Consider the following 23,430-nt stretch of genomic DNA (forward strand, 5'->3'; position numbering starts at 1 on the left):
AATATTGAGATATCGCACCCGGTAGGTCTTTAGGGCGGTCTCTGCGCTTGTCCGATACAGGCGAGGCTATGCGGCCCGACCCCGATGCGCGCCGAAGGGTCATGCGCCTGCACGGGCAGCTCCCGTCATCGCGCAAGATGCTCTGGCGAAAGGGTTGGGGCAGGATTCTCGCGAAAAACCGGCTCCCACTGTTTGGCGTCCTGCTCTAGAAGCGGCGCAAACACAGGAGCATCCGATGTCCATCGACGCCTCGACCTTGCAGCTCGGGCAATCCAGCGCGCTGCCGGCCTCGCCGCAGGAAGCCCGCCTCGACCGCGTGCCCAATCCCCATGTCGGCACGCATTATCTCGCCCGCTTCACCTGCCCGGAATTCACCTCGATCTGTCCGGTGACGGGCCAGCCGGATTTCGGCATCCTCGTCATCGACTATCTGCCGGGCCAGTGGCTGGTGGAGTCGAAGTCGCTCAAGCTCTATCTCGCCTCGTTCCGCAACCACGGCGCCTTCCATGAGGATTGCACCGTCGGCATCGGCAAGACGCTGGTCGATCTGCTGGAGCCGGAATGGTTCCGTATCGGCGGCTACTGGTATCCGCGCGGCGGCATCCCGATCGACGTGTTCTGGCAGACCGGCGAGCCGCCGAAGGGGCTCTGGCTGCCCGACCAGGGCGTCGCGCCCTATCGCGGGCGCTGAGGCCGGCCGGACGTTTTGGAGCCGGGTGTCGTTCTCGGGCCTGACCCGAGAAACTCCGGGCAGAGGAGCGCAGGGAACGTCCTTTGGGAAGACATGCTCGGGTCAAGCCCGAGCATGACGGCGGCGTATACCTCTCAGGTCCGCGAGCCCAAGGGCGGCAGCAGCTTCGGCGCCATCAGCCCGAGCAGGCCGACGGCGGTACCGAAGAGGGCGAGCGCTCCTTGCGTGCCGAGCGCTTGAAGGGCCGTGCCCATCAGCAGCGGCCCGGTCGCATGGCCCATGAAGAAGAAGCAGGCGAAGAGGGCCATGGCCGAACCGCGTGCCGTGGGAGCGAGCTCCGTCGCCTGGGCCTGAAACGTGCCGTGGATCAGGAAGAATCCGAAGCCGATTGACAGGAAGACGCCGATCGACGTCCACCACGGCGCTGGCAGGATGAAGGCGAAATCGGCCAGCGCCACGGCAAGCCCGCCAAGGCGCATCATCTGCGCGGGTCCGACGCGCTGGACAAGGATGCGCGTCAGCAGGCCATAGACCAACCCGCCAAGCCCCATCGCGCCGATGGCGATCCCCGCCTCGGATGGGCCGGTGCCCGAGCGCTCGTGCAGGATCGCAGCGACGAAGGGTGGCAAGCCGAAGATCAGCGCGCCTTCCAGTAGCACGAGGCCGTACAGCACCTTGCTGCGCGGATTGGCGAAGACGGCTGCGTAGCTCGTCATGGCGCCGGCGAGACTCAGCGGCGGCCGTTCGGCGAGGGGCCGGGGCTTCAGGACGAGCCGCACCACCAGCGCGCCGCAGGCCGCGAGCGCGGCAGCCACCCCCAGCACCGCCCGCCAGCCGATATGGTCGGCGACCACTCCCGAGAACGAGGCGCCCGCCATCTGGCCGATGATCATGATGACGAGGAAGCGACCGAGCATGATCTGCCGCTCGGCCATCGGAGCCCTATCGCCGATCGCCGCCATCGCGGCGGGGATCACGCCGCCCGCCATCACGCCGGCTCCGGCACGCAGCGCGAACAGCATCCAGTAGTTGGTGGCGAAGGCCGCGAGGCCGGACAGCACGCACAGCAAGGCGAGGCAGGTCGAGATGCTGCGCAGCTTCCCGACCGAGTCGGCGATCGGACCGAGGAAGGGCTGGCCGAGCGCATAGCAGCCGGCGAAGGCCGTCACCAGGAAGGCGATCTGGTGGATGCTCTGGCCGAATTCGGCGGCGAGGGTCGGCACCAGCGGGTCGACCAGCCGCATGGTGAAGGTCGAGGCGAAGCCGCACAGCCCCAGCACGGGGATGAGGGCGCCGAGATCATGGCCGGCGGCCGGCTTCAGCTCAGACATAGGCCAGGTTTGGCGACGGGCGGCCCTTGGCGAGACGATCGAAACCCTGCAGCTCGGCGATCAGGCTCTGGAACTCCGCCAGCGGCACCATGTTCGGCCCGTCGGACGGCGCCTTGTCCGGGTCGGGGTGCGTCTCGATGAAGACGCCGGCGACGCCGACCGCCACCGCCGCCCGCGCGAGCACCGGCACGAATTCGCGCTGCCCCCCGGAGGAGGAGCCCTTGCCGCCCGGCTGCTGCACCGAATGGGTGGCGTCGAAGATCACGGGGGCGCCGATCTCGGCCATGATCGGCAGGGAGCGCATGTCGGTGACCAGCATATTGTAGCCGAAGGAGGCCCCGCGCTCGGTCAGCATGACATTCGCATTGCCGCTTTCCGTTACCTTGTTGGCGACGTTCACCATATCCCAGGGAGCGAGGAACTGACCCTTCTTGATGTTGACCACCCGGCCGGTCTTCGCCGCCGCGACAAGCAGGTCGGTCTGACGGCAAAGAAAGGCGGGGATCTGCAGCACGTCCACCACCTCCGCCACGGGCGCGCATTGACTCGCATCATGCACGTCGGTCAGGACGGGCATGCCGGTGCGCTCGCGGATCTCCGCGAAGACGGGCAGGGCGGCCTCCAGCCCCATGCCGCGCTGGCCGCGCACGCTGGTCCGGTTCGCCTTGTCGAAGGAGGTCTTGAACACCAGCCCGATGCCGAGCGCCGTCGCGATCTCCTTGAGCGCCAGCGCGCATTCCAGCGCATGGCCGCGGCTTTCCATCTGGCAGGGGCCGGCGATCAGCGCGAGCGGCAGGGCGTTGCCGAAGCGCACGGGCCGGGCGAGATCCTCGCCGATGGAGACGATGGCGTGCGGGGTCATGGCATTTCCTTTGCGGGCGGGCAGCCGGGCATATGGCTGCTGCACCGCCCCGGTCAAGTCGCGGTCCGGGGGCAGGGCGGGCGAGGCCAGCGCAGAGTTGATCGGCTGCGACGCGAACAGGCTGGCGAAGCGGAGACGAGGTCTGTAAATTCGGTGACGAAGCACTATCTTGGATCGTGATGCGGGATCGGTTGGGTACGGCGCGGACGGATATGAGCGAGGCAGGCCAGGGCAGAGCGATGCGAGCCGGGATTTCGCAGGAGATGTCCGCGCGCGCTGAGCGTGTCGCGGGCACCGTCGGCATGGCCGACCGCCCGAAACGGGCCGGGCCGCCGGCCGATGGCGGGCGCGAGGGAACCGGGACGGCGGTGCTGACCCGGACTCGCACGCGCAAGCCCAATCTTTATCGTGTTCTGCTCTTGAACGACGACTACACGCCGATGGAGTTCGTCGTTCACGTGCTGGAGCGGTTCTTCAACAAGGATCGCTCCGAAGCCACGCGGATCATGATGCATGTGCATCAGAACGGCGTCGGCGAATGCGGCGTCTTCACTTACGAGGTCGCCGAGACCAAGGTTACGCTGGTGATGGATCTGGCGCGCAAGCACATGCATCCGCTGCAATGCGTGATGGAGAAGAAGTAGCCTTGGGTATTTCACCCTCTCAAAACAGATAGGAGCGCGCCCCTTGCCGAGTTTCTCGCGCAGTCTCGAACAGGCGCTTCACCGGGCTCTGGCTCTGGCCAATGAGCGCCGCCACGAATACGCCACTCTCGAGCATCTCCTGCTCGCGCTGGTCGATGATCAGGACGCGGCCGCGGTGATGCGCGCCTGCAGCGTCGATCTCGACCTGCTTCGTCGCAACCTCGTCGACTACATCGACGCCGAGCTGACCAATCTGGTCACCGACGGCCGTGACGATTCCAAGCCGACGGCGGGCTTCCAGCGCGTGATCCAGCGCGCCGTCATCCATGTCCAGTCCTCCGGCCGCGAGGAGGTGACCGGCGCCAACGTGCTCGTCGCGATGTTCGCCGAGCGCGAGAGCCACGCCGCCTACTTCCTGCAGGAGCAGGACATGACCCGCTATGATGCGGTCAACTACATCAGCCACGGCATCGCCAAGCGCCCGGGCGCCAGCGAGAGCCGTCCGGTGCGCGGCGCCGAGGACGATGCCGAGCCGCAGCGTGAGCAGCGCGCCGAGCAGGGCCAGAGCGACGACAAGGAGAAGAAGAAAAAGGAAAGCGCGCTCGACGCTTACTGCGTCAACCTCAACCGCAAGGCGAGGGACGGGCGCATCGATCCGCTGATCGGCCGCGAGGCCGAGGTCCAGCGCACCATCCAGATCCTCTGCCGCCGCCAGAAGAACAACCCCCTGCTGGTCGGCGACCCCGGCGTCGGCAAGACCGCGATCGCCGAGGGCCTCGCGCTCAAGATCATCCGCGGCGAGGTGCCGGAGGTGCTGCACGACGCCACCGTCTTCTCGCTCGACATGGGCACGCTGCTCGCCGGCACGCGCTATCGCGGCGACTTCGAGGAGCGCCTCAAGCAGGTGATGAAGGAGATCGAGCAGCACCCCAAGGCGATCATGTTCATCGACGAGATCCATACGGTGATCGGCGCTGGTGCGACCTCGGGTGGCGCGATGGACGCCTCCAACCTGCTCAAGCCCGCGCTCGCCTCCGGCACGCTGCGCTGCATCGGCTCGACCACCTACAAGGAATACCGCCAGTATTTCGAGAAGGACCGGGCGCTGGTGCGCCGCTTCCAGAAGATCGACGTCAACGAGCCGTCGATCCCGGACACGATCGAGATCCTCAAGGGCCTCAAGCCCTATTTCGAGGAGTTCCACAAGCTGCGCTACACCAGCGACGCCATCAAGGCGGCGGTGGAGCTCTCGGCGCGTTACATCCATGATCGCAAGCTGCCGGACAAGGCGATCGACGTCATCGACGAGACCGGCGCCTCGCAGATGCTGCTGCCCGAGGGCAAGCGCAAGAAGACCATCGGCGTGAAGGAGGTCGAGGTCGCGATCTCGACCATGGCCCGCATTCCGGCCAAGACCGTCTCGAAGGACGATGCCGAGGTGCTGCGCAACCTCGAGGAGACGCTGAAGCGCTCCGTCTACGGCCAGGAGAAGGCGATCGAGGCGCTGTCCTCGGCGATCAAGCTCGCCCGTGCCGGCCTGCGCGATGGCGAGAAGCCGATCGGCAGCTATCTCTTCGCCGGCCCGACCGGCGTTGGCAAGACGGAGGTCGCGCGCCAGCTCGCCTCTTCGCTCGGCGTCGAGCTGATCCGCTTCGACATGTCGGAATATATGGAGCGCCACACCGTTTCGCGGCTGATCGGTGCGCCTCCGGGCTATGTCGGCTTCGACCAGGGCGGCCTGCTGACCGACCAGATCGACCAGCATCCGCACAGCGTTCTGCTGCTCGATGAGATCGAGAAGGCCCATCCCGACCTGTTCAACATCCTCCTGCAGGTGATGGACCACGGCAAGCTGACCGACAACAACGGCAAGCAGGTCGATTTCAGGAACGTCATCCTGATCATGACGACCAATGCCGGCGCGGCCGATCTGGCCAAGAACGCCTATGGCTTCACCCGCCAGAAGCGCGAGGGTGACGATACCGAGGCGATCAACAAGCTGTTCGCACCGGAGTTCCGCAACCGTCTCGATGCGACGATCTCCTTCGGCCACCTGCCGAAGACCGTGGTCGCCCGCGTCGTCGACAAGTTCGTGCTCCAGCTCGAGGCGCAGCTCGCCGACCGCAACGTCACCATCGAGCTCTCGGACGAGGCGCGCGACTGGCTGGTTGAGAACGGCTATGACGAGGCGATGGGCGCCCGGCCGATGGCCCGGCTCATCCAGCAGACGATCAAGACGCCGCTAGCCGATGAGGTGCTGTTCGGGCGCCTCAAGGGCGGCGGCGCCGTCAAGGTCGTGGTCGTCCAGTCCGAGACCGGCATCAAGGTGCTGGGCCTCGAGTTCCCCGATGGCCCGGTCAAGCCGAAGCCGGAGAAGGATGTCGTGGCCGCCACCGCAAAGCGCGAGCCGAAGTCGCGCGCCAAGGCGTCGGGCGCCGCTCCGGCCAAGCCCGTTCCGCCTCGTCGTGCTCCCAAAGGTGGTGCAGGGTCAGGCGGTGCGGGGTCGAATGGGGCACCGGGCGGCTCGGCCGCGCCGACCAAGGCGTCCGGCCGTGCCGTCCGCACGGTGCCGAAGGTTCCGCTGACCAAGGCGTGAGAAGGCGTTAAGACGTGCTGTTCAGACGGAAGACTGCGACGCTGGCGACCGAGACCGGCGAGGTCGCGACCGAAACCGCCGCGCCACCGCCGCGGCAGAAGGAAAAGCTCGGCTGGTTCGAGAAGCGCAGCCGCCGCCGGCGGCGGCGCATCATTTTCGAGGAGGTGCTGGGCTGGATCCTGGTCCCGGCCTTCATCTATTTGATCTATCTCGGCATCAAGTCGGTCGGCGGCATCCCCAAGGAGCTGGTCGACTTCGCCAACGAGCTGATCGCCATGGCCCTGAAGGGCAAGGGCTGAGGCGGCGCCGTCATCCCGCGCGCGGCGAAGCCATGGCTCGTCGCTGAACCCTGAAGCTGTGCGGTGCTCGCGGATTCCGGTTCGCCGCCTGGTTCCCTTTGCAACTACCGCAGGGCAGGCCGGCTTGCTGATGTCTATGCAAGCGTCGGCTGCGTGAACGATAGAGGAGAGGGCTCCGGATTCGCCGGGACCTGAACCCTCCCGAGCCTTCCCGCCGATGACCGCATGAGCGTATCCGCCGATTGGAGCTGGCAGCGCGTCGCGTTGGCCGGCATGCGCGACGCGCTGTCGCTGCCGGCCTGGATCGTCGGCTTCGGCCTGGTCGGCATCGGCTCTCTGGCGCGCGATGTCGGCTATCCCGTCGGCAGCGCGGTCCTCTCCACCATTCTCGTCTGGGCCGGCCCCTCTCAGGTGCTGTTCTTTGCCTCGATCGCGGCGGGCGCGGCCTGGAGCGCGATCGCCATCGCGATCGGCTTTGCGTCGTTGCGCTTCCTGCCGATGACGGTCGCGATCCTGCCCTTGCTGCGCCGCCCCGGCCAGAGCGTCTGGCTGCAGCTCCTGCTGGCGCATTACGTCGCCGTCACCGCTTGGACCGAGGGCCTGCGGCGGCTGCCCGCGATCCCGCTGCACCAGCGCGTTCCCTATTTCCTCGCCTTCGCCAACACCTGCATGGCGGTGAGCGCGCTCGGCACCTTCGCGGGCTATTATCTCGTCGGGGCGCTGCCCTTGCCGTTCGCCGCCGGGCTGCTCTGCCTCACGCCGATCTTCTTCCTCGTCTCGCTCACGGCGGGGCTGCGCCATCGCGGCGACGTGGTCGCGTTGGTCCTCGGCCTCGTGCTGGCCCCGATCTGCGAGCGCTTCATCGGCGGCGGCTTCGACCTCATCGTGGCCGGACTCGCCGCCGGGACCATCGCGCTCTTCGTCGGCAAAAGGCGAAAGACGGCATGACCCAGCCCATCGCCTGGCTCGACGGGCCGTATTGGCCCTATCTCGCGCTCTTTCTGTTCGCGGTGCTGCCGACGGAGATCTGGCGCTGGCTCGCCGTGGTCTTCGCACGCGGGCTCGGTGCCGAATCGGCGCTGCTCGACTGGGTCCGTGCCGTCGCGACCGCGCTGCTTGCCGGCATCGTCGCCAAGCTCATCGTCTCGCCGCCGGGCGCGCTGGCCCACGCGCCGCTGCTGATAAGGATCACGGCGCTGGCCGCCGCCGTCGCCGTTATGGCGATCGACCGGCGGCGCATGATGCTGGCGGTGCTGATGGGGGAAGCGGTGCTGATCGGTGGCGTCTGGCTGTTCGGAGCGGTCTAGCTGCCTTTGAGGCGGTCGCGCACCGGGCCGAGCTTGTCCGGGTTGCGGATGACGTAGATCGCATGGACCTGGCCATCGCGGATATCGAGCACCACGGCCTGCTCGGTGTCGGTTTCCACGCTGATATAGCCGGGCATCCCGTTGATCAGCACCGGCTCGTAGCGTGGAGCGAAACCCTGCTGCTCCGATTTGCGGGCGAGGCCGGCGAAGAAGCGGCCGATCTTGTCGCGCCCGAAGATCGGGTTGAGCACCGAGCTCGCCTTGCCGCCGCCGTCGCCATGCAACACCGCATCCTGTGCGAGCAGCCCCTTCAGGGCTGTGGGATCGGTGCTGTGGGCCGCTTCGAAGAAGGCGATGGCGTAGCGGCGGGCCTCGTCAGGCGAGAGCGGGTGGCGGGGGGCATCCTGCCGCGCATGCCGGCGCGCCCGCGAGACGAGCTGCCGGCACGCCGCCTCGCTGCGCCCCAGCGTGTCGGCGATGTCGGAGAACGGCACGTCGAACACGTCGTGCAGCAGGAAGGCGGCGCGCTCGAGCGGCGACAATCGCTCCAGGGCGAGCTGCAGCACATAGGGAATGTCGAGATTGTCCTCGTCGCGGGAAAGGCCGCCGATCTCCTCGATCAGCGGTTCCGGCAACCAGGCTCCGACATAGTTCTCACGCCGCCGCCGGGCCGATTTCATCAGGTCGAGGCAAAGCCGCGTCACCACGCGCCCGAGCCAGGCGCGCGGGTTCGCGAGCGCTTCGGGCGCGGATTCGTGCCAGCGCAGCCAGGCATCCTGCACCACATCCTCGGCATCGCTGAGCGAGCCGAGCATGCGGTAGGCGAGGCGCGTCAGATAGGGCCGGTGAAGCTCGAAGCCGGCGGCGGTGGCGTCCGTCATGAAATCCCGTGTATACGGATTCCTAGGCTGCCGCAGCCTTCGGCGCCCTGTCATTGGGATGGTGCAAACGGAAGCCGATCGCGATCCGGTTCCAGACATTGATCGCGCCGATCAGCAGGGTGAGTTTCACCATTTCCTCCCCGCTGAAATGGCGCAAGGCTTCTTCATAATCGGCATCCGGCGCATGGGTCTGCGGCACCAGCGTCAGCGCCTCGGTCCAGGTCAGCGCGGCGCGCTCGCGTGGCGTATAGAGCGCGGATTCATGCCAGGCGCTCAGCAGGTAGAGCCGGGCCTCGCTCTCGCCGGCCTTGCGGGCGTCGGCGGAGTGCATGTGCAGGCAATAGGCGCAGCCGTTGATCTGCGAGGCTCGCATTTTCACGAGCTCGATCAGGCTGTGCTCGAGGCCGGAATTCGCGACCGCCTCCTCGAGCGCCATCATCGGCTTCAATGCATCGGGGGCGGTCGTATAGGGGTTGAGGCGTTTGTTCATGGCGGTTCTCGCTGGCATCGGACCGAAAAGTGGAGTCCACTTTTCGAAGAAATCCGATGAGATGAGAGAGATAGCGGTTGCCGGCCCGCAGGTTCTGCCTGTGGGCCGATCCGGTCAAGGCGTGAGCGTCAGGCGGCGGCCTTCGCCGGCTTGTCGGCCGGATGGCGCGTACGGAAGCCGGCATTGATCCGGTTCCAGCTGTTGATCGCGCCGATGGCGAGCGACAGGTCGACGCATTCCTTCTCGCTGAAATGCGCGCGCAATTCCGCGAAGGCCTCGTCGCTCGGCGCGCCTTGCGAGAGCCGGGTCAGCACCTCCGTCCAGGCCAACGCCGCACGCTCGCGCGGGGTGTAGAGGTCCGATTCGTGCCAGGCGTCGAGCAGATAGAGCCGGGCCTCGGTTTCGCCGGCCTTGCGCGCATCGGCGGCGTGCATGTGCAGGCAATAGGCACAAGCGTTGATCTGCGAGGCCCGCATCTTCACCAGCTCGAGCAGGCTGTGCTCCAGCCCGCATTCATTGATGTAGGTCTGCGTCTTCAGCATCGCGTCGATCGCGCCGGGCGCGGCCTGAAAGGCGTTGAGGCGTTGGCTCATGGTTCGTCTCCATCAGTTGACGAAGACAGGACGAGGCAGCCTGCGCCGCTGTGACATGCTCCTCAGGAATTTTTCAACGCGGCGCGAATCTTCTCGGCATGGGCGGCGAGGATCTCCGGTTTTTCCATCGCGCCGGTATGGGGCCTGAGCGCCACGCCCTCGAAGCGCGGCATGACATGGACATGCAGGTGGAACACGACCTGGCCGCCGGCCGACTCGTTGAACTGCTGGATGGTGAGCCCGTCGGCGTCGAAGGCTGCCTTCACCGCATGCGAGAGCTTCTGCGTCGTCAGCGCGACGGCCTTCAGCGCCTCGGGCGGGGCGTCGAAGATGTTGCGGCAGGCGGCTTTCGGGAGCACCAGCACATGCCCGTCGGCGCGCGGCATGATGTCCATGATCGCGAGCGTCTCGGCGTCCTCGTAGACGGTCTGGGAGGGCAGTTCGCCACGCAGGATCTTGGCGAAGACATTGGACGGGTCATAGGCGCTCATGGCGGGTCCGGCTGGTTCGACGAAGGTGTCGCAACCTGTGGCCCGGCCGCCGGGGCGTCAAGGCCGCGGGGCCGCCGGCGCCCCTGCGTCAGCCGCCGAGCGGCAGGGTCTCCGCGACCTGCGAGTCGAGCACGAGATCGTCGTCGGCGCCGAGCAGCCAGAGCTCGCGCGGGGTGAAGCGCAGCAGCGCCACGTCCCGCCAGCATTCGATGAGAGCGGCGAGGGCGGCGGTCTCCGCCGCATCGAGATCCTCGGTCAGATTGTAGAGTCCGACGAGCCAGAGATCGCCCGGAGGCCGTCCGAACGCCGCCTGGACCTTGTGCAGCATGTTCGCCCCGTCCCGTTTCTGCGGATAGACGGGGAGATAGAGGCGTCCGCGATTGACGTTTCCGGAGAACAGCCCGCGCAGCTCGACCGCGAAAGGACCGATCCCGGCCAGTGCCCGGCGGGTTTCAGGTGCGATGACGAGCGGCTCGCCCACGCCGAGCGAACCGCAGATGGTCGCGTGCAGCTTGTCGCGTCGCCTCGGAAGCAGGTCCCAGGCGATCTTGCCGGCGAAAGGCGCCGCTTTCAGCACGCTTTCCAGTTCGCGGAAGGCCGGCGAGGCTTGCAGGGTCGCGTCGTCGACCGGCAGCACCAGCGAGAACACGCGCGGATGCCGGCCCATCTCGTAGAACTTGCCGTCCCGGTGGGGAATGACGCGCGGATGGTCCGGCGCCACCAGCGGCAGATGCGCCAGTCGGTAGCTCTCGTCGAGCGTCAGGGGTTGCGAGAAATCGGTCAGGCTGCGGCGATAGCCGAGCTCGCCGTCCGTGCAGAACAGCAGCGGGCTCGCAGGCTCGACGGGACCGTCAGTCATTGTCGCCCTCTGTCTTCCGAAACGGTCCGTCCGCCTCCAGCGCCGCCTGCGCGGCTGCGATCTCCGCGCGTTCCTGCGCCAGATAGTTCGCGACCGGCCGGCGCAGGCCGGGATCGGCGATGTGATGCAGCGAGCGGGTGATGACCGGCCGGTAGCCACGAGCCAGCTTGTGCTCGCCCTGCGCCCCGGCCTCGACCCGGGCGAGCCCATGCGCGATCGCGTAGTCGATGGCCTGATGGTAGCAGACCTCGAAATGCAGGAAGGGATGATCCTCGATGCAGCCCCAGTTGCGGCCGTAGAGCGTGTTGGCGCCACGGAAATTGATTGCGCCGGCGATGTAGCGTCCGGCTCGTTTCGCCATGATCAGCACGACCCGCTCGCCCATCGCCGCGCCGACCAGTGAGAAGAACTCCCGGTTGAGATAGGGTCGGCCCCATTTGCGCGAGCCGGTGTCCTCATAGAAGCCGTGGAAATCGTCCCAGACGGCTTCCGTCAGGTCGGAGCCCGACAGAGCTTCGATGGTGATGCCGGCCGAAACCGCCTCGCGCCGCTCGCGCTTCAGCGCCTTGCGCTTGCGCGAGGCCAGCGTGGCGAGGAAGTCGTCATAGCCAGCGAAGCCCTCGTTCCGCCAATGGAACTGCAAATCATTGCGCTCGAGATAGCCGGCCTGCTTCAGCGCCGTGACGTCGGGCTCCTGCGCGAAGGTGACATGGACGGAGGAGGCCTGCGTCTGCCCGCGCAGCGCCTCCAGCCCGGCGATGAGGGCTGCGCGCGCTTCCTCGGCGCGCGGCGTATCCGTGACGAGCAGGCGCGGGCCGGTCGCGGGCGTGAAGGGTGCGGCGACCTGGAGCTTGGGGTAGTAGCGGCCCCCGGCGCGCTCATAGGCATCGGCCCAGCCGTGATCGAAGACATATTCGCCCTGGCTGTGGCCCTTCAGGAAGCTGGGACTCGCGGCGAGGATCTGCCCGCTCTCATCCTCGACAACCAGATAGGCCGGCGACCAGCCCGAGCGGCCGCCAATGCAGCGGCTCTCTTCCAGCGCACTCAGGAATTCATGGCTGACGAAGGGGTTGTCGCGGTCGATGCCGGTTTCCGCGGACGGGGAGCAGGGCGCCGCGAGGGCGTCCTGCAAGGCATGGGGATTGGCGCAGGCGTTCCACGCGCCGGCGGGCACGGCCTTGAGCGAGGTCGCAACGCGGACGCTGAGACTGTCGCCCGGGCCGTCGCTCAAGGGCGAAAGCCCTCGAACACCATCTGGTCGGCGAAATCGGCCGCCCGCTGCCGTTCCTCCGGGGTGCGCACCGTCCAGCTCATCAGCGGCATCCCGATGACGTTGCGGCAGAGATAGGGCGCGGCGCTTTCGAGGTCCGTGACCTTCCAGGACAGGAAGTCCGGCCGGCTTTCGGTGAAGTGGAGGAGATTGGCGAGCGCATGCTTTCGTTCGGGCGAGAGCTTGTCGTAGTCGCCGTAATCATAGGCATTCATCGCGACGATTCCGCGGGGGATCTGCGGCGCAAGCGTGCGCAAGGCGGTCACGATCTCGGGATCGAAGGATTTGATCACGATCGGCTGGCCCGCATGGCCGGCCAGCACCTCCACCGTGCGCCTGGTCAGGGCGAGATTGCCGTCGAAGCGGCTCTTGATCTCGATGACGAGAGGAACGCGCCCGCCGATCAGGTCGAGGAAGGCGGAGAGCGTCAGGATCGGGTCGCTCGACCCCTTGAGCGTGATCTTGCCGAGTTCAGCCGCCGTCTTCGCCACGACCGCCCCGGTCTCGCCCGTCAGCCGGTCGAGCACGAAATCGTGGAACACCACCGCCTCGCCGTCGGCGGTGAGCTGCACGTCGCATTCGATGCCGAAGCCGCCGGCGATGGCCGCCTTCGCCGCCGAGGGGCTGTTCTCGATCACGCCGGCGGAGAGATCGTGCAGGCCGCGATGGGCGATCGGCTTTGCCACCAGCCAGCCGAGATCGGGCCGGCTGGCGTCCTTTGCGAGGCCGGCGCTCATCAGGCGATCTCGAACATGGCTTCGACTTCGACCGCGGCATCGGCCGGCAATTCGGCGACGCCGACCGTCGAGCGGGCATGACGGCCCTTGTCGCCGAGAACCTCGACCATCAGGTCCGACGCGCCGTTCATGATCGCCGGCAGGGCGGAGAAATGCGGGGCGGCGTTGATGAAGCCGCCGAGGCGGACGCAGCGCACGATCCGGCCGAGATCGCCGTCGAGCGCGGCTTTCGCCTGGGCGAGCACGTTGATGGCGCAGAGCCGTGCCGCTTCCAACCCCGCCTCGTTGAAGATCTCGGCGCCGAGCTTGCCCTTGTGCTTGTCGGAGAGCTTGCCGTCGAGGCCGAAGCAGAGCTGGCCGGAGATGACCAGCAGCTTCCCCGTGATGACGTAGGGCACGTAATTGGCGATCGGCGCGGCCGGTGTCGGAAGGGTGATGCCGAGTTCGGCGAGCTTGGTATCGACGACGTTCATGGTCTTGGCTCCGTCTGGCTGCGCGAACGAGGGCAGGGGCCTTTCATGGCCGATGGCCGGACGGCTCGCAAGCGTCGCGGCATGCCGCGCGGGCAGGGCTGCCACGGCACGGAAGCCGAGGCGTTTCGCCTTGTTTGCGCCATTGCCGCAATGCACCTAGATTTCGCTGACAGGAAGCGGACAAGCGACATCATGAGCGGAAGTCTATTCGGCCTTGCGGGGCGGGTTTGCGTGGCGGCGCTGCTGCTGGCGGGCGGGGCGCAGGCGCAGAGCGCCTCGCAGGACAAGGCCGCGCCGAAGGGCAATGCGGCCGACAGAGTGGTGCTGGCGCCGCATCGCGCCGTCTACGACCTCGTTCTCGACGGCACCAAGCCGTCCGGCAACATCGAGGCGGCGAAGGGCCGCATCGCCTTCGAGTTCACCGGCGACGCCTGCGAGGGCTACGCGCTTTCGTTCCGGCAGGTGACGCAGCTCGGCACCGAGGCCGGCCCGCGCGTCGTCGATGCCCGCACCACCAGCTTCGAGGCCGGCGACGGCGCGAGCTACCGTTTCAAGACGGAAAGCTCATCAGGCGGCGCCCAGCCCGAAACGGTCGACGGCACGGCCGAGAAGGCCGGCGGCGGCTACGAGGTCAAGCTGCGCCAGCCCAAGGCCGAGGCCTATCGCGAGCCGAACGACGCCCTTTTCCCCAATGCGCAGATGAAGGCGGTGATCCAGGCCGCGCGCGCCGGCAAGACCACGCTGAACGTGCGGCTCTATGACGGCGCCAACAGCGGCAAGGAGGTCTACGACACGCTCTCGATCATCGGGAAGCGCATCGAGGCCGCGCCGTCCGAGAAGCCGTTGCAGCGTCCGGAATTCGAGAAGATCGCCCGCTGGCCGGTTTCGATCTCCTACTACAAGGTCGGCGCAGGCGAATCGACGCCGTCCTACACCATCTCCTTCGAGCTCTACGAGAACGGCGTCACCGGCGCGATCCATCTCGATTACGGCAGCTTCGCCCTGCGCGGCACGCTCAGCCGTCTGGACCTTCTTCCTCAGGAGCCTTGCGCGAAATAGCCGGTTCGCTCGACGGGCGCTGTGGCAGCCTGAGGTTCAGGCCCCGGCCGATCGAAGCATCGCCGAAGCGAGCGCGCAGCTTGTCGAGCGCGCCCTCCATGGCCTTCAGCCGCGGCGTGGCGGTGTCGGCGAGATCGCCATGGTCGGCCTCGGCCGGCGGGCTGAAATCGCTCGCGCCGATGCCGATCAGCCGGTAGCGCGGGCCGGTGCATTCCCGCTTCAGCAGGTCGCGCCCGGCGGCGAAAAGCCGGGCGGCGAGCTGCGTCGGCTCCGGCAGCCGGGTCGCGCGGGTGATGCTGTGGAAGCTTGCGGTCTTGAGCTTCAGGGTGATGGTCCGCCCCGCAAGCTCCTGAGCCTTCAGCCGTTTCGAGGTCTTCTCGCAGAGCCGCCACAGGATCGGCTCCAGCTCCTCGAAGCCTGAGAGATCGACATCCAGGGTCGTCTCGCTGGAGACGCTCTTGGTCTCGCGCTCGGGTGTGACCTTGCGCGGGTCGATACCATTGGCGAGCTTCTTCAGCCGCGGCCCGTCCTTGCCGGCGAGGCGGAAGAGCTTCTCATCTGGAGCCTCGCGCAGGTCGCCGATCAGCTTGAAGCCCCCCTCCGCGAGCTTGGCGACGCTCGCCGGCCCCATGCCGGGAATGAGCCCGACCGGCTTGTCGGCGAGGAAGGCGACGGCCTCAGCCCGGCCGATGATCGAGAAGCCGCGCGGCTTGTCGAGGTCGGAGGCGACCTTGGCCAGGAACTTCGCATAGGACAGCCCGACCGAGATGGTGATTCCGAGCGTGTCCTCGACGCGCCGGGCAAAGCGCGCCAGCGTCTCGGCGGCGCTGGCATGGTGCAGCCGCTCGGTGCCGGAGAGGTCGAGGAAGGCCTCGTCGATCGAGAGGGGCTCGACCAGCGGCGTGAGCTCCCGCATCATCTGCCGGACCTCGCGGCCGACCGAAACGTATTTCGCCATGTTCGGCTTGACGACGACGGCGTCCGGGCAGGCCTCCAGCGCCTTGAACATCGGCATGGCCGAGCGCACCCCATAGGTGCGGGCGATATAGCAGCAGGTCGAGACGACGCCGCGCTTGCCGCCGCCGACAATCACCGGCTTGTCCTGCAGGCTCGGATCGTCGCGCTTCTCGATCGTGGCGTAGAAGGCGTCGCAGTCGATATGGGCAAGGCTTAAGCGATCGCGCTCGGCGTGGCGGATCAGCCGTGGCGAGCCGCAAGTCGGGCAACGCCGCAGCGGGCCCGCGGCCTCGTGGTCGTTCAGGCAATCGCGGCACAGGCTGCGCACGCGCAAAACCCCGCTCGTTCAGGCGAATTCGCCGGGGCCGGGCGCGTCCCCGGCGAGCCGGCGGCGTGCCTCGGCCACGATTTCCGGATTCAGCCTTAAATTTTCGGCAAATTCGAGCAGGAGCGAATCGCTCGATCCGATATGATCGAGCACGGCGGCAAGGAAGCCGGGTTCACCGGCGGCAGCGCGCAAATTCGCGGGATCAAGCCCGGTCGTGGCCAGGAAAGGCCCGATTCGCTCGGGTTCGGCGGCGAGAAAGCCCAGCGCTTGGACCGCCAGCGCCTCGGCGTCGGGAAAGCTTTGTCGCGGTGCCATCGGCCTCGTGTCGCATATTCGATTTGCGTTTCGTCAACTGCTGTCATGCTAGCACATTTAGCGAACGAAGCCGCCAGGCCGAAGCTCCGACGCAAGTCGGATTTTGGCGGCGCAGCACGAAGGGCGGCCGAATGAAGACGGTTCTGATCGTCGAGGACAACGAGCTCAACATGAAGCTCTTCAACGACCTGCTCGAGGCGCATGGCTATGCCACGCTCAAGACCTCGGACGGGATCGAGGCCATCGAGCTGGCCCGTACCCATCGGCCGGACCTGATCCTGATGGACATCCAGCTCCCGGAGGTTTCGGGGCTCGAGGTCACGAAATGGATCAAGGAGGACGACGACCTCAAGGCCATCCCCGTCATCGCCGTCACCGCCTTTGCGATGAAGGGCGACGAGGAGCGCATCCGCGAAGGCGGCTGCGAGGCCTATCTGTCGAAGCCCATCTCGGTAGCGAAATTCCTGGAGACCGTCCGCGCCTATGCCGGCGCAGCCTGAGTCGAAAGCCCTTTCATGTCCGCTCGCGTCCTCATCGTCGACGACGTTCCCGCCAATCTGAAGCTGCTGGAAGCGAAGCTTTCGGCTGAGTATTTCGACGTGCTCACGGCGACGAGCGGCCCTGACGCGCTGGCGATCTGCGAGCGGGGCGAGCCCGACATCGTGCTGCTCGACGTGATGATGCCGGGCATGAACGGCTTCGAGGTCTGCCGCCGCCTGAAGAGCACGCCGGTGACGGCGCATATCCCGGTGGTGATCGTCACGGCGCTCGACCAGCCGCGCGACCGCCTGCAGGGTCTCGATGCCGGGGCCGATGATTTCCTCACCAAGCCGCTCGACGATGTCGCGCTCTTCGCGCGGGTGCGCAGCCTTTCGCGGCTCAAATCCATGACCGACGAGCTGCGCAACCGCGCCGCCGCCTCGCGCCGCCTCGGCATCGCCGATCCTCTGGTGGCGGCCGCCGCCGAAACCGGCCTCAACGGGCGGGTTCTGCTGGTCGAGGACCGCGTCTCGGTCGCCGAGCGCCTGCAGAGCGCGCTTTCGGCCTTCCATCTCGTCGAGGTCGAGCCCGATTCCCAGCGGGCGGCTGTGCGGGCGGCGGAAGAAGATGTCGACGCGGTCCTGATCAGCCTCGACCTGCAGGGGCAGGACGGCTTGCGCCTGTGCAGCCAGCTCCGCTCGCTCGACCGCACCCGTGACATCTCGGTGCTGCTGATGGGGGAGGCTGAGGATCGGGGCCGCATCCTGCGCGGGCTCGACATCGGCGCGCATGATTTCCTGATCCGCCCGATCGACCGCAACGAGCTGCTCGCCCGCGTGCGCACGCAGGTGCGCCGCAAGCGCTTCACCGACCGGCTGCGCGACAGCCTGCAATCCTCCATGGAAATGGCGGTGCTGGACCAGCTCACCGGGCTGCATAATCGCCGCTTCATGGACACGCGCCTGGCCGCGATGTTCGACGAATCCGCCCTGAGGGCCCGCGCCCTGTCGGTGATGGTGCTCGACGTCGACCACTTCAAGGTGGTCAACGACAGCTGGGGGCACGATGCCGGCGACGAGGTGCTGAAGGAATTCGCCGACCGGGTGCGCGCCTGCACGCGCGGCATCGATCTCGTCGCGCGCATGGGCGGCGAGGAGGTGGTGGTGGTTCTGCCGGAAACCGGCCCCAAGGCGGCCTATGCCGTGGCGGAGCGCATTCGCGAGCGCGTCGAGAACACGCCCTTCGCCATTTACAACAACAGTCGCGAGATCCCGGTCACGGTCTCGATCGGCGTGGCGAGCCGCAAGGCCGGCGACGCCTCCTCCGCCGATATCGTGAAGCGCGCGGACGACGCGCTCTATCGGGCCAAGGCCAGCGGCCGCAACCGCGTGATTGCCGCCAACGCCGCTTGAGGGCGTTTCCGCATCCAGCGGATGAAGTCTTTCCGCTAAGCCGCTGCGCCGATTAGTGAAACGTGACCTTGAGTCAGTGCGCGCAGCCTCAAGCTTAAGCTTAGCAGGTAAGGTTAAAAATCGATGAACAATGGCGAATCGGTCGTATTCGATTGATTCGTTTCAGTCAGATTGTAAGTGTTTCCGCAACGCAGCGGCATCGCTGCTCGGCAATGCCCCTCGGAGACTCAGGTCCGCCGCATCTCCTGGGAAACCGAAGGGCTCGGCCGGTCGGCAGCGGAATTCTGGCCTCCTCAGAACCGTCGCCGACCGGCCACCTCATCTCCGGTGGCGGTGGCAACGGATAAAGCCGCAAGCCCATGCTTCGCCGCTTTCAGCGCGACGGGATGCAGATAGCCTATCCCGGAAAATAGTGCTGGAAGAGCGCAGGCAGCCAATAGCCGGCGGCAGCGAAGCTTCCAAGCAGGCCGATCAATCCAAGCGCCGCTGCGATTCTCTTGCTCAGAAAGCGCGACGAGTCGATCTCGACGAGCAGCTTCAACAAGTGTCGCGCGAGACCGCTCGTTCTGTGATGCGCCTTCCCATCCTCTTGATTCGCCAAAGAAAGCACTCCGTGATCGGTGCCGGGAAACTCTAGCGGCGCATGCCAAGCCGAAACAGCGCTGCTCCAGCAAATAGCGTGTCGAGCAGCCGATTAACAGGCTTGCCTGCGAAAGCGTTGCGAGTGGCCGCGTCTTGCCCGGCGCTGGCGCGTTGCAGGTTGACACCGAGCGGCAAGCGTGGCGGCGGAGCCGCCGACGCATCGGCATCGAAGGATGGCCCTAAATTCGCCATGCGCTCGACGATGCTGGTGGCCATGAGGCTCCTTGCTGCATCAACTCTCGTCCTCGCTCTGGGTGCTTGCGCGAGCACGCCCGAGCCCATCGTCGAGGATCGCTCTCGCTGCGATGCCTACGGCTTCCAGCGCGGGACGGACGCCTTCGCGAACTGCGTCATGACGGCCGATCGGGATCGCCAGAAGCGGAGCGAGCGACAGTTCGACCGTGGTGGCTATCCCACGTCCCAGGAAGAATAGCCGGGCACTCCATCCCCTGGCGGAGGATGCGGTCGCCGGTGCCGGCTTCACGCGGGTCCGGAGCGGTCGCCGCGGCCTGGCGGATTGTTTTGCGAAGCTCGGGCCACCCGAAAAGCAAAAGCCGCCCTGGCGGGCGGCTTTGCAAAAAGCATCCAGATCCGAAGGCGGGTGCCTTACTTGATCTTGGTTTCCTTGAACTCGACGTGCTTGCGCGCGACCGGGTCGTACTTCTTCTTCGACATCTTCTCGGTCATCGTGCGCGAGTTCTTCTTCGTCACGTAGAAGAAACCGGTGTCGGCGGTCGAAAGCAGCTTGATCTTGATCGTCACGGCCTTGGCCATGGGCTTATCCTCGAACCATGCGGGCCGCGGATGGCCCTCAGAAAAGAAAATGGCCGGGCAGACCCGGCAAACCGTCAGCGCGGGAGATGCCGCAAAGGGCCGGCGAAGTCAAGGAAGAATAGCGTGGCCGGATGTGCGCTTCATCCGGGAATGCGGCCTCGTCGCGCTTCAAAGCTCCTCGCGCACGAAGCTGCCGCGCTTCTCCCAATAGAACGGCACCGGCAGATAGGGCGCGAATCCGCCTGCGATCCGCGCTTCGACCTCCTGGATGATGACCTTGGTGATGCTCGGCAGGTCGAGCGCCTTGGCCTCGTCGAAATCGACCCAGACCAGGTCGGTCAATTCCGAATCGGGTCCCGTCACCCCGTCGATCTTCTTGGCCAGGGCCGAAGCGTCGATGGTAAAGAATCGCGTGTCGAAGCGCTTCGGCCGGCGCGGCGGTGTGATCGCGCGGGCGACGAAGGTGATGGCGGAGAGATCCGGGAACACGCCATGGCCGGCGAACTCGCTCCAGCTCCCCTCGGGCGCCAATTCGGGCACGCCGAATTCGTCCGAGCCGAAGAGCAGGCCGGTTTCCTCGAACGTCTCCCGGACCGCCGCCAACGCCAGCGCGCGCGCCTTGCTCGCGCTCGGCCGCACGGCGCGCTTGAGCAGCCGGTCCTCGCAGATCTGCGACAATGCGCCCGTCGCCACCATGCGCCGGTCGCCGTCGTCGAGGCGGCCGCCGGGGAAGACATATTTGCCCGGCATGAATTTGTGGCTCTCATGGCGCTTGCCCATCAGCACCTTGGGCCGGGCGCCGTTGCGATCGATGATCAGCATCGTCGCGGCGTCCTTGGGGCGCAGGTTGATGGTGCCGCGCGCGCGCTCGGCCTGGGTCAGGGTGACGGTATGGTCGGTCATGGATTGCGTCCGCGGGAAGGCAGGGGCTGGCGCTCGGGCTGATCGGCTTCGCCGCCGAAACCATGCATCCGCAAGGCCCATTGCAGGCCGATGACGCCTCCCTTCACCGGCTGCATCAGGGCAAGGCAGAGGATGATCGTCAGGGTGGGCCACAGCGCCATGTGCCACCACATCGGCCAGTCGCCGTATTTCTCGGCGAGCAGCAACCCGCCGACCACGACATGGCCGACGATGGTGATGACGATATAGGGCGGCAGGTCGTCGGCGCGCTGGTGGTAAAGGTCCTCGCTGCAAGCCTCGCAGCGGTCGACGGGCTTCAGGAAGGCGCGGAACAGCCGGCCCTCGCCGCAATGCGGGCAGCGGCCCTTGACGCCGCGCGTGATCGCCCCGCGCCAGTCGCGCAGGCCGGCGTCCCCGGCAGGACCGTGAAACTGAACGCTCATCGGCGCCTCTTGCCCGCCCCGCTCTTGCCCGGCCTAGTCTTGCCTGTCCGGCCGAAGGAGGCGGCGGGTCGGCTCGTTCCATATGGCGTGCCGCCACTTCGCTTGCCAGCGCGTCCGGTCGCCACGGTGCGGCCGGCCGAGAGCAGCTCGAAGCGCAGCGCGCCTGCGACCGGCGCCGCCTCGACGAGCTTGACATGGACCTTGTCGCCGAGCCGCCAGCTCTCGCCGGTGCGCTCGCCGATCAGCGCATGGGCCGCCTCGTCATAGCGATAGTAGTCGCCGCCCAACGTGGAGGCCGGGACGAAGCCGTCGGCACCGGTGCCGTCGAGCTTCACGAAGAGCCCGGCGCGGTTCACCCCGCCGATGCGCCCGTCGAAGCTCGCGCCGATCTGGTCGGCGAGGAAATGCGCGATCAGCCGGTCGGTGGTCTCGCGCTCGGCCGCCATGGCGCGCCGCTCCGCCGCGGAGATGCGGGTCGCGACCTCGCGCAATTCGGCGAGCGTCACGCTTTTCGGCAACCCGTCTTCGCCCAGCTTCAGCGCCGTGATCAGGGCGCGATGCACGATCAGGTCGGCATAGCGCCGGATCGGCGAGGTGAAATGGGCGTAGCGGCGCAGATTGAGGCCGAAATGCCCGTAGTTCTCCGCGACATATTCGGCCTGCGCCTGGGTCCGCAGCACCACCTCGTTGATCAGCGTCTCGTTTTCCGAGCCCTTGATCATCCCGAGGATACGGTTGAACAGCACGGGCCTCAGCGCCCCGTCCTTCGGCAGCTTGATGCCGATCGAGGCCAGGACCTCTCCGAGCGCGCGCATCTTCTCGAGCGAGGGCTCGTCATGGCAGCGATAGATCAGCAGGCTCCCGGCCTTCTCCAGCGTCTCGGCGGCCGCGACATTGGCGAGGATCATGAACTCCTCGATCAATCGATGCGCCGCCAGCCGTTCCGGCACGATCACGCGCTCGACCGCGCCGTCGGGCTTCAGGACCAGCTTGCGCTCGGGCAGGTCGAGTTCGAGCGGCTGGCGCTGGTCGCGGGCACGCGCCGCGATGCCATAGGCCGCCCAGAGCGGCATCAGCACGCTCTCGCGGATCGGGCCGGTCTTCTCGTCCGGCGTGCCGTCGATGGCAGCCTGCGCCTGCTGGTAGGAAAGCTTCGCCGCCGAGCGCATCAATACGCGATGGAAGGAATGGCTCTTCTTCGAGCCGTCCGCCTTCAGGACGAGCCTGACGGCCAGCGCCGGCCGGTCCTCGTTTTCACGCAAGGAGCACAGGTCGTTGGAGATCCGTTCCGGCAGCATCGGCACGACGCGGTCGGGGAAATAGACCGAGTTGCCGCGTTCCAGCGCCTCGCGGTCGAGCGCCGAGCCGGGCCGCACATAGGCCGCGACATCGGCGATGGCGACGGTGACGACGAAGCCGCCGGGATTGTCGGGGCTCTCGTCCGGCGCGGCGTGGACCGCGTCGTCATGGTCCTTGGCGTCGGCCGGGTCGATGGTGACGAGCGGCAGCTCGCGCCAATCCTCGCGGCCCTTCAGGCTCGCGAGCGGCGCCTCGGCGGCTTCCTTGAGGGCCGCCGGCGGGAATTCATGCGGGATGCCGTGGGCATGGATCGCGATCAGGCTGACGGCGCGCTCGGATTTGAGCGAGCCCAGCCGCTCGCGCACCTGCGCCTCCGGCGGTCCGAAACGGCTCTCGCGGCGGAGCGAAACCGAGACGAGATCGCCGTCCTCGGCCTCTCCGGTGCGTCCCTTCGGGATGATCGCCTCGCGCCCTTGCGCCTTCTTGTCGATCGGGACGAGCCGGCCGGAACCGTCGGGCAGGGCCCGGAAGATGCCGAGCACGGCGGCCTTCGCCTTGCCCATCACTTTCAGCACATGGCCGGAATAGGCGAAGCCATCGACGCCGCGCAGCCGCGTCAGCTTGAGCAGGACCTGATCGCCGACGCCGGGTGCAGGGCGCGCATCCTTCGGCTTGCGCCGGCCCTCATGCCGGTTCTCGATCAGGATTCGCGGCGGCGCGCCGTCATCGGCCTCGTTCCATTCGAGCGGCTGCGCCACGAGATCGCCGTCGCGATCCCGGGACTTCACCTCGCAGAGCAGGACCGGGGGCAGGGCGCCGCGCGGATGCACCGGGCGCTCCTTGCCGTCGCCGCCGATCTCGCCTTCCTGCTCCATCTCACGCAGCAGGCGCTTGAGCCAGATCTTGCCGCCCTGGTCGAGGCCGAAGGCGCGCGCGATCTCACGCCGCCCGACCTCGCGGCCGGCGGAACGCTCCTCCTCGATGAAATCGAGGATCGCCTCGCGGCTCGGTTCAGGCACGTTCACGGGGCGCCGCTCGTCAGGATGGGAAGGATATGAACCACACCCGACTGTCTGCCACGGCCGGCGAGCAAGTGCCAGCATTCGCGAGACGAAAAGAAGAAGGGCCGCCCTTTCGGACAGCCCTTCCATTGTCGAACCGCGATCCAGCGAACCGGATCAAAGGTGCGAAAACTCACGCGGAACACGAACCCCAGCAAGAAGAGGTCCAGGTCCACCCGCCTTGCACCAGCGGCTGATGACAATGAGACACTGGATCACCTCCTTTCAGTTGT

At 67.0% G+C, this 23,430-nt stretch carries 27 protein-coding genes; 9 read left to right on the plus strand and 18 right to left on the minus strand.

Going from position 1 to position 23,430, the window contains the following annotated elements; genetic code table 11:
• Positions 1-235: 235 nt before the first annotated feature.
• Complete coding sequence (gene queF, locus IED13_RS04640; protein ID WP_191123513.1) at positions 236-691, plus strand: preQ(1) synthase; 456 nt, start codon at positions 236-238, stop codon at positions 689-691.
• Positions 692-825: 134 nt separating this feature from the next.
• On the opposite strand, the gene IED13_RS04645 is transcribed toward queF, so the two are convergent.
• Both IED13_RS04645 and kdsA read right to left on the minus strand, forming a co-directional pair.
• Positions 826-2,022, minus strand: coding sequence for an MFS transporter (locus IED13_RS04645; protein WP_191123514.1), 1,197 nt, complete (start codon positions 2,020-2,022; stop codon positions 826-828).
• On the minus strand, positions 2,015-2,884 hold the full coding sequence (kdsA, locus tag IED13_RS04650; RefSeq protein WP_191123515.1) for a 3-deoxy-8-phosphooctulonate synthase: 870 nt from the start codon (positions 2,882-2,884) through the stop codon (positions 2,015-2,017). The genes IED13_RS04645 and kdsA overlap by 8 nt, the downstream gene beginning before the upstream one ends.
• 302 nt (positions 2,885-3,186) lie before the next feature.
• On the opposite strand from kdsA, the gene clpS reads away from it, so the two are divergent.
• The 5 genes from clpS (at position 3,187) to IED13_RS04675 (ending at position 7,730) form a co-directional block, all read left to right on the plus strand.
• Positions 3,187-3,528 carry an ATP-dependent Clp protease adapter ClpS gene (clpS, locus tag IED13_RS04655; protein WP_038368775.1) on the plus strand — a complete coding sequence of 114 codons (342 nt, stop codon included), beginning with the start codon at positions 3,187-3,189 and terminating at the stop codon, positions 3,526-3,528.
• Positions 3,529-3,571: 43 nt separating this feature from the next.
• Positions 3,572-6,124: an ATP-dependent Clp protease ATP-binding subunit ClpA gene (gene clpA / locus IED13_RS04660; RefSeq protein ID WP_112762051.1), complete on the plus strand. Its 2,553-nt coding sequence runs from the start codon at positions 3,572-3,574 to the stop codon at positions 6,122-6,124.
• Between the two features lie 14 nt (positions 6,125-6,138).
• Entirely contained in the window at positions 6,139-6,423 is a 285-nt protein-coding gene (locus IED13_RS04665) for a hypothetical protein (protein ID WP_038368030.1), read from the plus strand.
• Positions 6,424-6,648: 225 nt separating this feature from the next.
• Positions 6,649-7,371, plus strand: coding sequence for an AzlC family ABC transporter permease (locus IED13_RS04670; RefSeq protein WP_191123516.1), 723 nt, complete (start codon positions 6,649-6,651; stop codon positions 7,369-7,371).
• The gene (locus tag IED13_RS04675) at positions 7,368-7,730 is read left to right on the plus strand and encodes an AzlD domain-containing protein (RefSeq protein WP_081925639.1); all 363 of its coding nucleotides are present in this window, start codon (positions 7,368-7,370) and stop codon (positions 7,728-7,730) included. Before IED13_RS04670 ends, IED13_RS04675 begins: the two co-directional genes overlap by 4 nt.
• Here IED13_RS04675 and IED13_RS04680 read toward each other — a convergent pair.
• The 8 genes from IED13_RS04680 to IED13_RS04715 form a co-directional block, all read right to left on the minus strand.
• Positions 7,727-8,611: a sigma-70 family RNA polymerase sigma factor gene (locus IED13_RS04680; protein WP_191123517.1), complete on the minus strand. Its 885-nt coding sequence runs from the start codon at positions 8,609-8,611 to the stop codon at positions 7,727-7,729. The genes IED13_RS04675 and IED13_RS04680 overlap by 4 nt on opposite strands.
• Before the next feature lie 22 nt (positions 8,612-8,633).
• Entirely contained in the window at positions 8,634-9,101 is a 468-nt protein-coding gene (locus tag IED13_RS04685) for a carboxymuconolactone decarboxylase family protein (protein WP_191123518.1), read from the minus strand.
• Positions 9,102-9,229: 128 nt separating this feature from the next.
• Positions 9,230-9,694: a carboxymuconolactone decarboxylase family protein gene (locus IED13_RS04690; RefSeq protein ID WP_113253044.1), complete on the minus strand. Its 465-nt coding sequence runs from the start codon at positions 9,692-9,694 to the stop codon at positions 9,230-9,232.
• 62 nt (positions 9,695-9,756) lie between these two features.
• Entirely contained in the window at positions 9,757-10,185 is a 429-nt protein-coding gene (locus IED13_RS04695; protein ID WP_191123519.1) for an HIT family protein, read from the minus strand.
• Positions 10,186-10,273: 88 nt separating this feature from the next.
• The gene (locus tag IED13_RS04700; protein ID WP_191123520.1) at positions 10,274-11,044 is read right to left on the minus strand and encodes a hypothetical protein; all 771 of its coding nucleotides are present in this window, start codon (positions 11,042-11,044) and stop codon (positions 10,274-10,276) included.
• Positions 11,037-12,275, minus strand: coding sequence for a GNAT family N-acetyltransferase (locus IED13_RS04705; protein WP_191123521.1), 1,239 nt, complete (start codon positions 12,273-12,275; stop codon positions 11,037-11,039). Before IED13_RS04705 ends, IED13_RS04700 begins: the two co-directional genes overlap by 8 nt.
• Positions 12,272-13,051, minus strand: coding sequence for a glycerophosphodiester phosphodiesterase family protein (locus IED13_RS04710; protein WP_191123522.1), 780 nt, complete (start codon positions 13,049-13,051; stop codon positions 12,272-12,274). Before IED13_RS04710 ends, IED13_RS04705 begins: the two co-directional genes overlap by 4 nt.
• Entirely contained in the window at positions 13,051-13,524 is a 474-nt protein-coding gene (locus tag IED13_RS04715) for a RidA family protein (protein WP_038368770.1), read from the minus strand. Before IED13_RS04715 ends, IED13_RS04710 begins: the two co-directional genes overlap by 1 nt.
• 192 nt (positions 13,525-13,716) lie before the next feature.
• Between IED13_RS04715 and IED13_RS04720 the strand changes: the two genes are divergently transcribed.
• The gene (locus IED13_RS04720; protein WP_191123523.1) at positions 13,717-14,583 is read left to right on the plus strand and encodes a cell envelope integrity EipB family protein; all 867 of its coding nucleotides are present in this window, start codon (positions 13,717-13,719) and stop codon (positions 14,581-14,583) included.
• Here the strand turns inward: IED13_RS04720 and IED13_RS04725 are convergent.
• Positions 14,540-15,874: a DNA polymerase IV gene (locus tag IED13_RS04725; protein ID WP_191123524.1), complete on the minus strand. Its 1,335-nt coding sequence runs from the start codon at positions 15,872-15,874 to the stop codon at positions 14,540-14,542. The two genes, IED13_RS04720 and IED13_RS04725, sit on opposite strands and share 44 nt — an antisense overlap.
• Positions 15,875-15,886: 12 nt before the next feature.
• Positions 15,887-16,183: a DUF3572 domain-containing protein gene (locus IED13_RS04730; protein ID WP_038368007.1), complete on the minus strand. Its 297-nt coding sequence runs from the start codon at positions 16,181-16,183 to the stop codon at positions 15,887-15,889.
• Positions 16,184-16,314: 131 nt separating this feature from the next.
• On the opposite strand from IED13_RS04730, the gene IED13_RS04735 reads away from it, so the two are divergent.
• Both IED13_RS04735 and IED13_RS04740 read left to right on the plus strand, forming a co-directional pair.
• Positions 16,315-16,683, plus strand: a complete 369-nt coding sequence (locus IED13_RS04735) for a response regulator (RefSeq protein ID WP_038368004.1) — start codon at positions 16,315-16,317, stop codon at positions 16,681-16,683.
• Positions 16,684-16,698: 15 nt separating this feature from the next.
• Positions 16,699-18,075 (plus strand): PleD family two-component system response regulator, encoded by a 1,377-nt coding sequence (locus IED13_RS04740; RefSeq protein WP_038368002.1) that lies wholly within the window; start codon positions 16,699-16,701, stop codon positions 18,073-18,075.
• A gap of 397 nt (positions 18,076-18,472) precedes the next feature.
• Here the strand turns inward: IED13_RS04740 and IED13_RS04745 are convergent, their stop codons facing one another.
• From IED13_RS04745 to rnr, 6 genes are all read right to left on the minus strand, one after another.
• Complete coding sequence (locus tag IED13_RS04745) at positions 18,473-18,616, minus strand: hypothetical protein (RefSeq protein ID WP_156116072.1); 144 nt, start codon at positions 18,614-18,616, stop codon at positions 18,473-18,475.
• 92 nt (positions 18,617-18,708) lie between these two features.
• Entirely contained in the window at positions 18,709-18,933 is a 225-nt protein-coding gene (locus tag IED13_RS04750; protein ID WP_191123525.1) for a hypothetical protein, read from the minus strand.
• Between the two features lie 390 nt (positions 18,934-19,323).
• Positions 19,324-19,491 (minus strand): 50S ribosomal protein L33, encoded by a 168-nt coding sequence (gene rpmG, locus IED13_RS04755; protein ID WP_038367996.1) that lies wholly within the window; start codon positions 19,489-19,491, stop codon positions 19,324-19,326.
• A gap of 168 nt (positions 19,492-19,659) precedes the next feature.
• Positions 19,660-20,394, minus strand: coding sequence for an NUDIX hydrolase (locus IED13_RS04760; RefSeq protein ID WP_191123526.1), 735 nt, complete (start codon positions 20,392-20,394; stop codon positions 19,660-19,662).
• Positions 20,391-20,837 carry a DUF983 domain-containing protein gene (locus IED13_RS04765; RefSeq protein ID WP_191123527.1) on the minus strand — a complete coding sequence of 149 codons (447 nt, stop codon included), beginning with the start codon at positions 20,835-20,837 and terminating at the stop codon, positions 20,391-20,393. The genes IED13_RS04760 and IED13_RS04765 overlap by 4 nt, the downstream gene beginning before the upstream one ends.
• Positions 20,834-23,239, minus strand: coding sequence for a ribonuclease R (rnr, locus tag IED13_RS04770; protein WP_191123528.1), 2,406 nt, complete (start codon positions 23,237-23,239; stop codon positions 20,834-20,836). The genes IED13_RS04765 and rnr overlap by 4 nt, the downstream gene beginning before the upstream one ends.
• Between the last annotated feature and the right edge of the window lie 191 nt (positions 23,240-23,430).

The sequence above is a fragment of the Allobosea spartocytisi genome (assembly GCF_014764685.1).
In the GTDB taxonomy this organism is placed as follows: Bacteria; Pseudomonadota; Alphaproteobacteria; order Rhizobiales; family Beijerinckiaceae; genus Allobosea; species Allobosea spartocytisi.

Excerpts from the sequence above, each read along its gene's own strand:
- IED13_RS04765 (WP_191123527.1), bottom strand. The coding sequence starts at position 20,837 with ATGAGCGTTCAGTTTCACGGTCCTGCCGGGGACGCCGGCCTGCGCGAC.
- kdsA (WP_191123515.1), bottom strand. The coding sequence starts at position 2,884 with ATGACCCCGCACGCCATCGTCTCCATCGGCGAGGATCTCGCCCGGCCC.
- IED13_RS04700 (WP_191123520.1), bottom strand. The coding sequence starts at position 11,044 with ATGACTGACGGTCCCGTCGAGCCTGCGAGCCCGCTGCTGTTCTGCACG.
- IED13_RS04680 (WP_191123517.1), bottom strand. The coding sequence starts at position 8,611 with ATGACGGACGCCACCGCCGCCGGCTTCGAGCTTCACCGGCCCTATCTG.
- IED13_RS04750 (WP_191123525.1), bottom strand. The coding sequence starts at position 18,933 with ATGGCCACCAGCATCGTCGAGCGCATGGCGAATTTAGGGCCATCCTTC.
- IED13_RS04670 (WP_191123516.1), top strand. The coding sequence starts at position 6,649 with ATGAGCGTATCCGCCGATTGGAGCTGGCAGCGCGTCGCGTTGGCCGGC.
- IED13_RS04740 (WP_038368002.1), top strand. The coding sequence starts at position 16,699 with ATGTCCGCTCGCGTCCTCATCGTCGACGACGTTCCCGCCAATCTGAAG.
- IED13_RS04760 (WP_191123526.1), bottom strand. The coding sequence starts at position 20,394 with ATGACCGACCATACCGTCACCCTGACCCAGGCCGAGCGCGCGCGCGGC.
- IED13_RS04695 (WP_191123519.1), bottom strand. The coding sequence starts at position 10,185 with ATGAGCGCCTATGACCCGTCCAATGTCTTCGCCAAGATCCTGCGTGGC.
- clpS (WP_038368775.1), top strand. The coding sequence starts at position 3,187 with ATGGCCGACCGCCCGAAACGGGCCGGGCCGCCGGCCGATGGCGGGCGC.
- IED13_RS04685 (WP_191123518.1), bottom strand. The coding sequence starts at position 9,101 with ATGAACAAACGCCTCAACCCCTATACGACCGCCCCCGATGCATTGAAG.
- IED13_RS04690 (WP_113253044.1), bottom strand. The coding sequence starts at position 9,694 with ATGAGCCAACGCCTCAACGCCTTTCAGGCCGCGCCCGGCGCGATCGAC.
- IED13_RS04735 (WP_038368004.1), top strand. The coding sequence starts at position 16,315 with ATGAAGACGGTTCTGATCGTCGAGGACAACGAGCTCAACATGAAGCTC.
- IED13_RS04645 (WP_191123514.1), bottom strand. The coding sequence starts at position 2,022 with ATGTCTGAGCTGAAGCCGGCCGCCGGCCATGATCTCGGCGCCCTCATC.
- queF (WP_191123513.1), top strand. The coding sequence starts at position 236 with ATGTCCATCGACGCCTCGACCTTGCAGCTCGGGCAATCCAGCGCGCTG.
- rpmG (WP_038367996.1), bottom strand. The coding sequence starts at position 19,491 with ATGGCCAAGGCCGTGACGATCAAGATCAAGCTGCTTTCGACCGCCGAC.
- rnr (WP_191123528.1), bottom strand. The coding sequence starts at position 23,239 with ATGCTGGCACTTGCTCGCCGGCCGTGGCAGACAGTCGGGTGTGGTTCA.
- IED13_RS04730 (WP_038368007.1), bottom strand. The coding sequence starts at position 16,183 with ATGGCACCGCGACAAAGCTTTCCCGACGCCGAGGCGCTGGCGGTCCAA.
- IED13_RS04675 (WP_081925639.1), top strand. The coding sequence starts at position 7,368 with ATGACCCAGCCCATCGCCTGGCTCGACGGGCCGTATTGGCCCTATCTC.
- IED13_RS04720 (WP_191123523.1), top strand. The coding sequence starts at position 13,717 with ATGAGCGGAAGTCTATTCGGCCTTGCGGGGCGGGTTTGCGTGGCGGCG.
- IED13_RS04710 (WP_191123522.1), bottom strand. The coding sequence starts at position 13,051 with ATGAGCGCCGGCCTCGCAAAGGACGCCAGCCGGCCCGATCTCGGCTGG.
- IED13_RS04715 (WP_038368770.1), bottom strand. The coding sequence starts at position 13,524 with ATGAACGTCGTCGATACCAAGCTCGCCGAACTCGGCATCACCCTTCCG.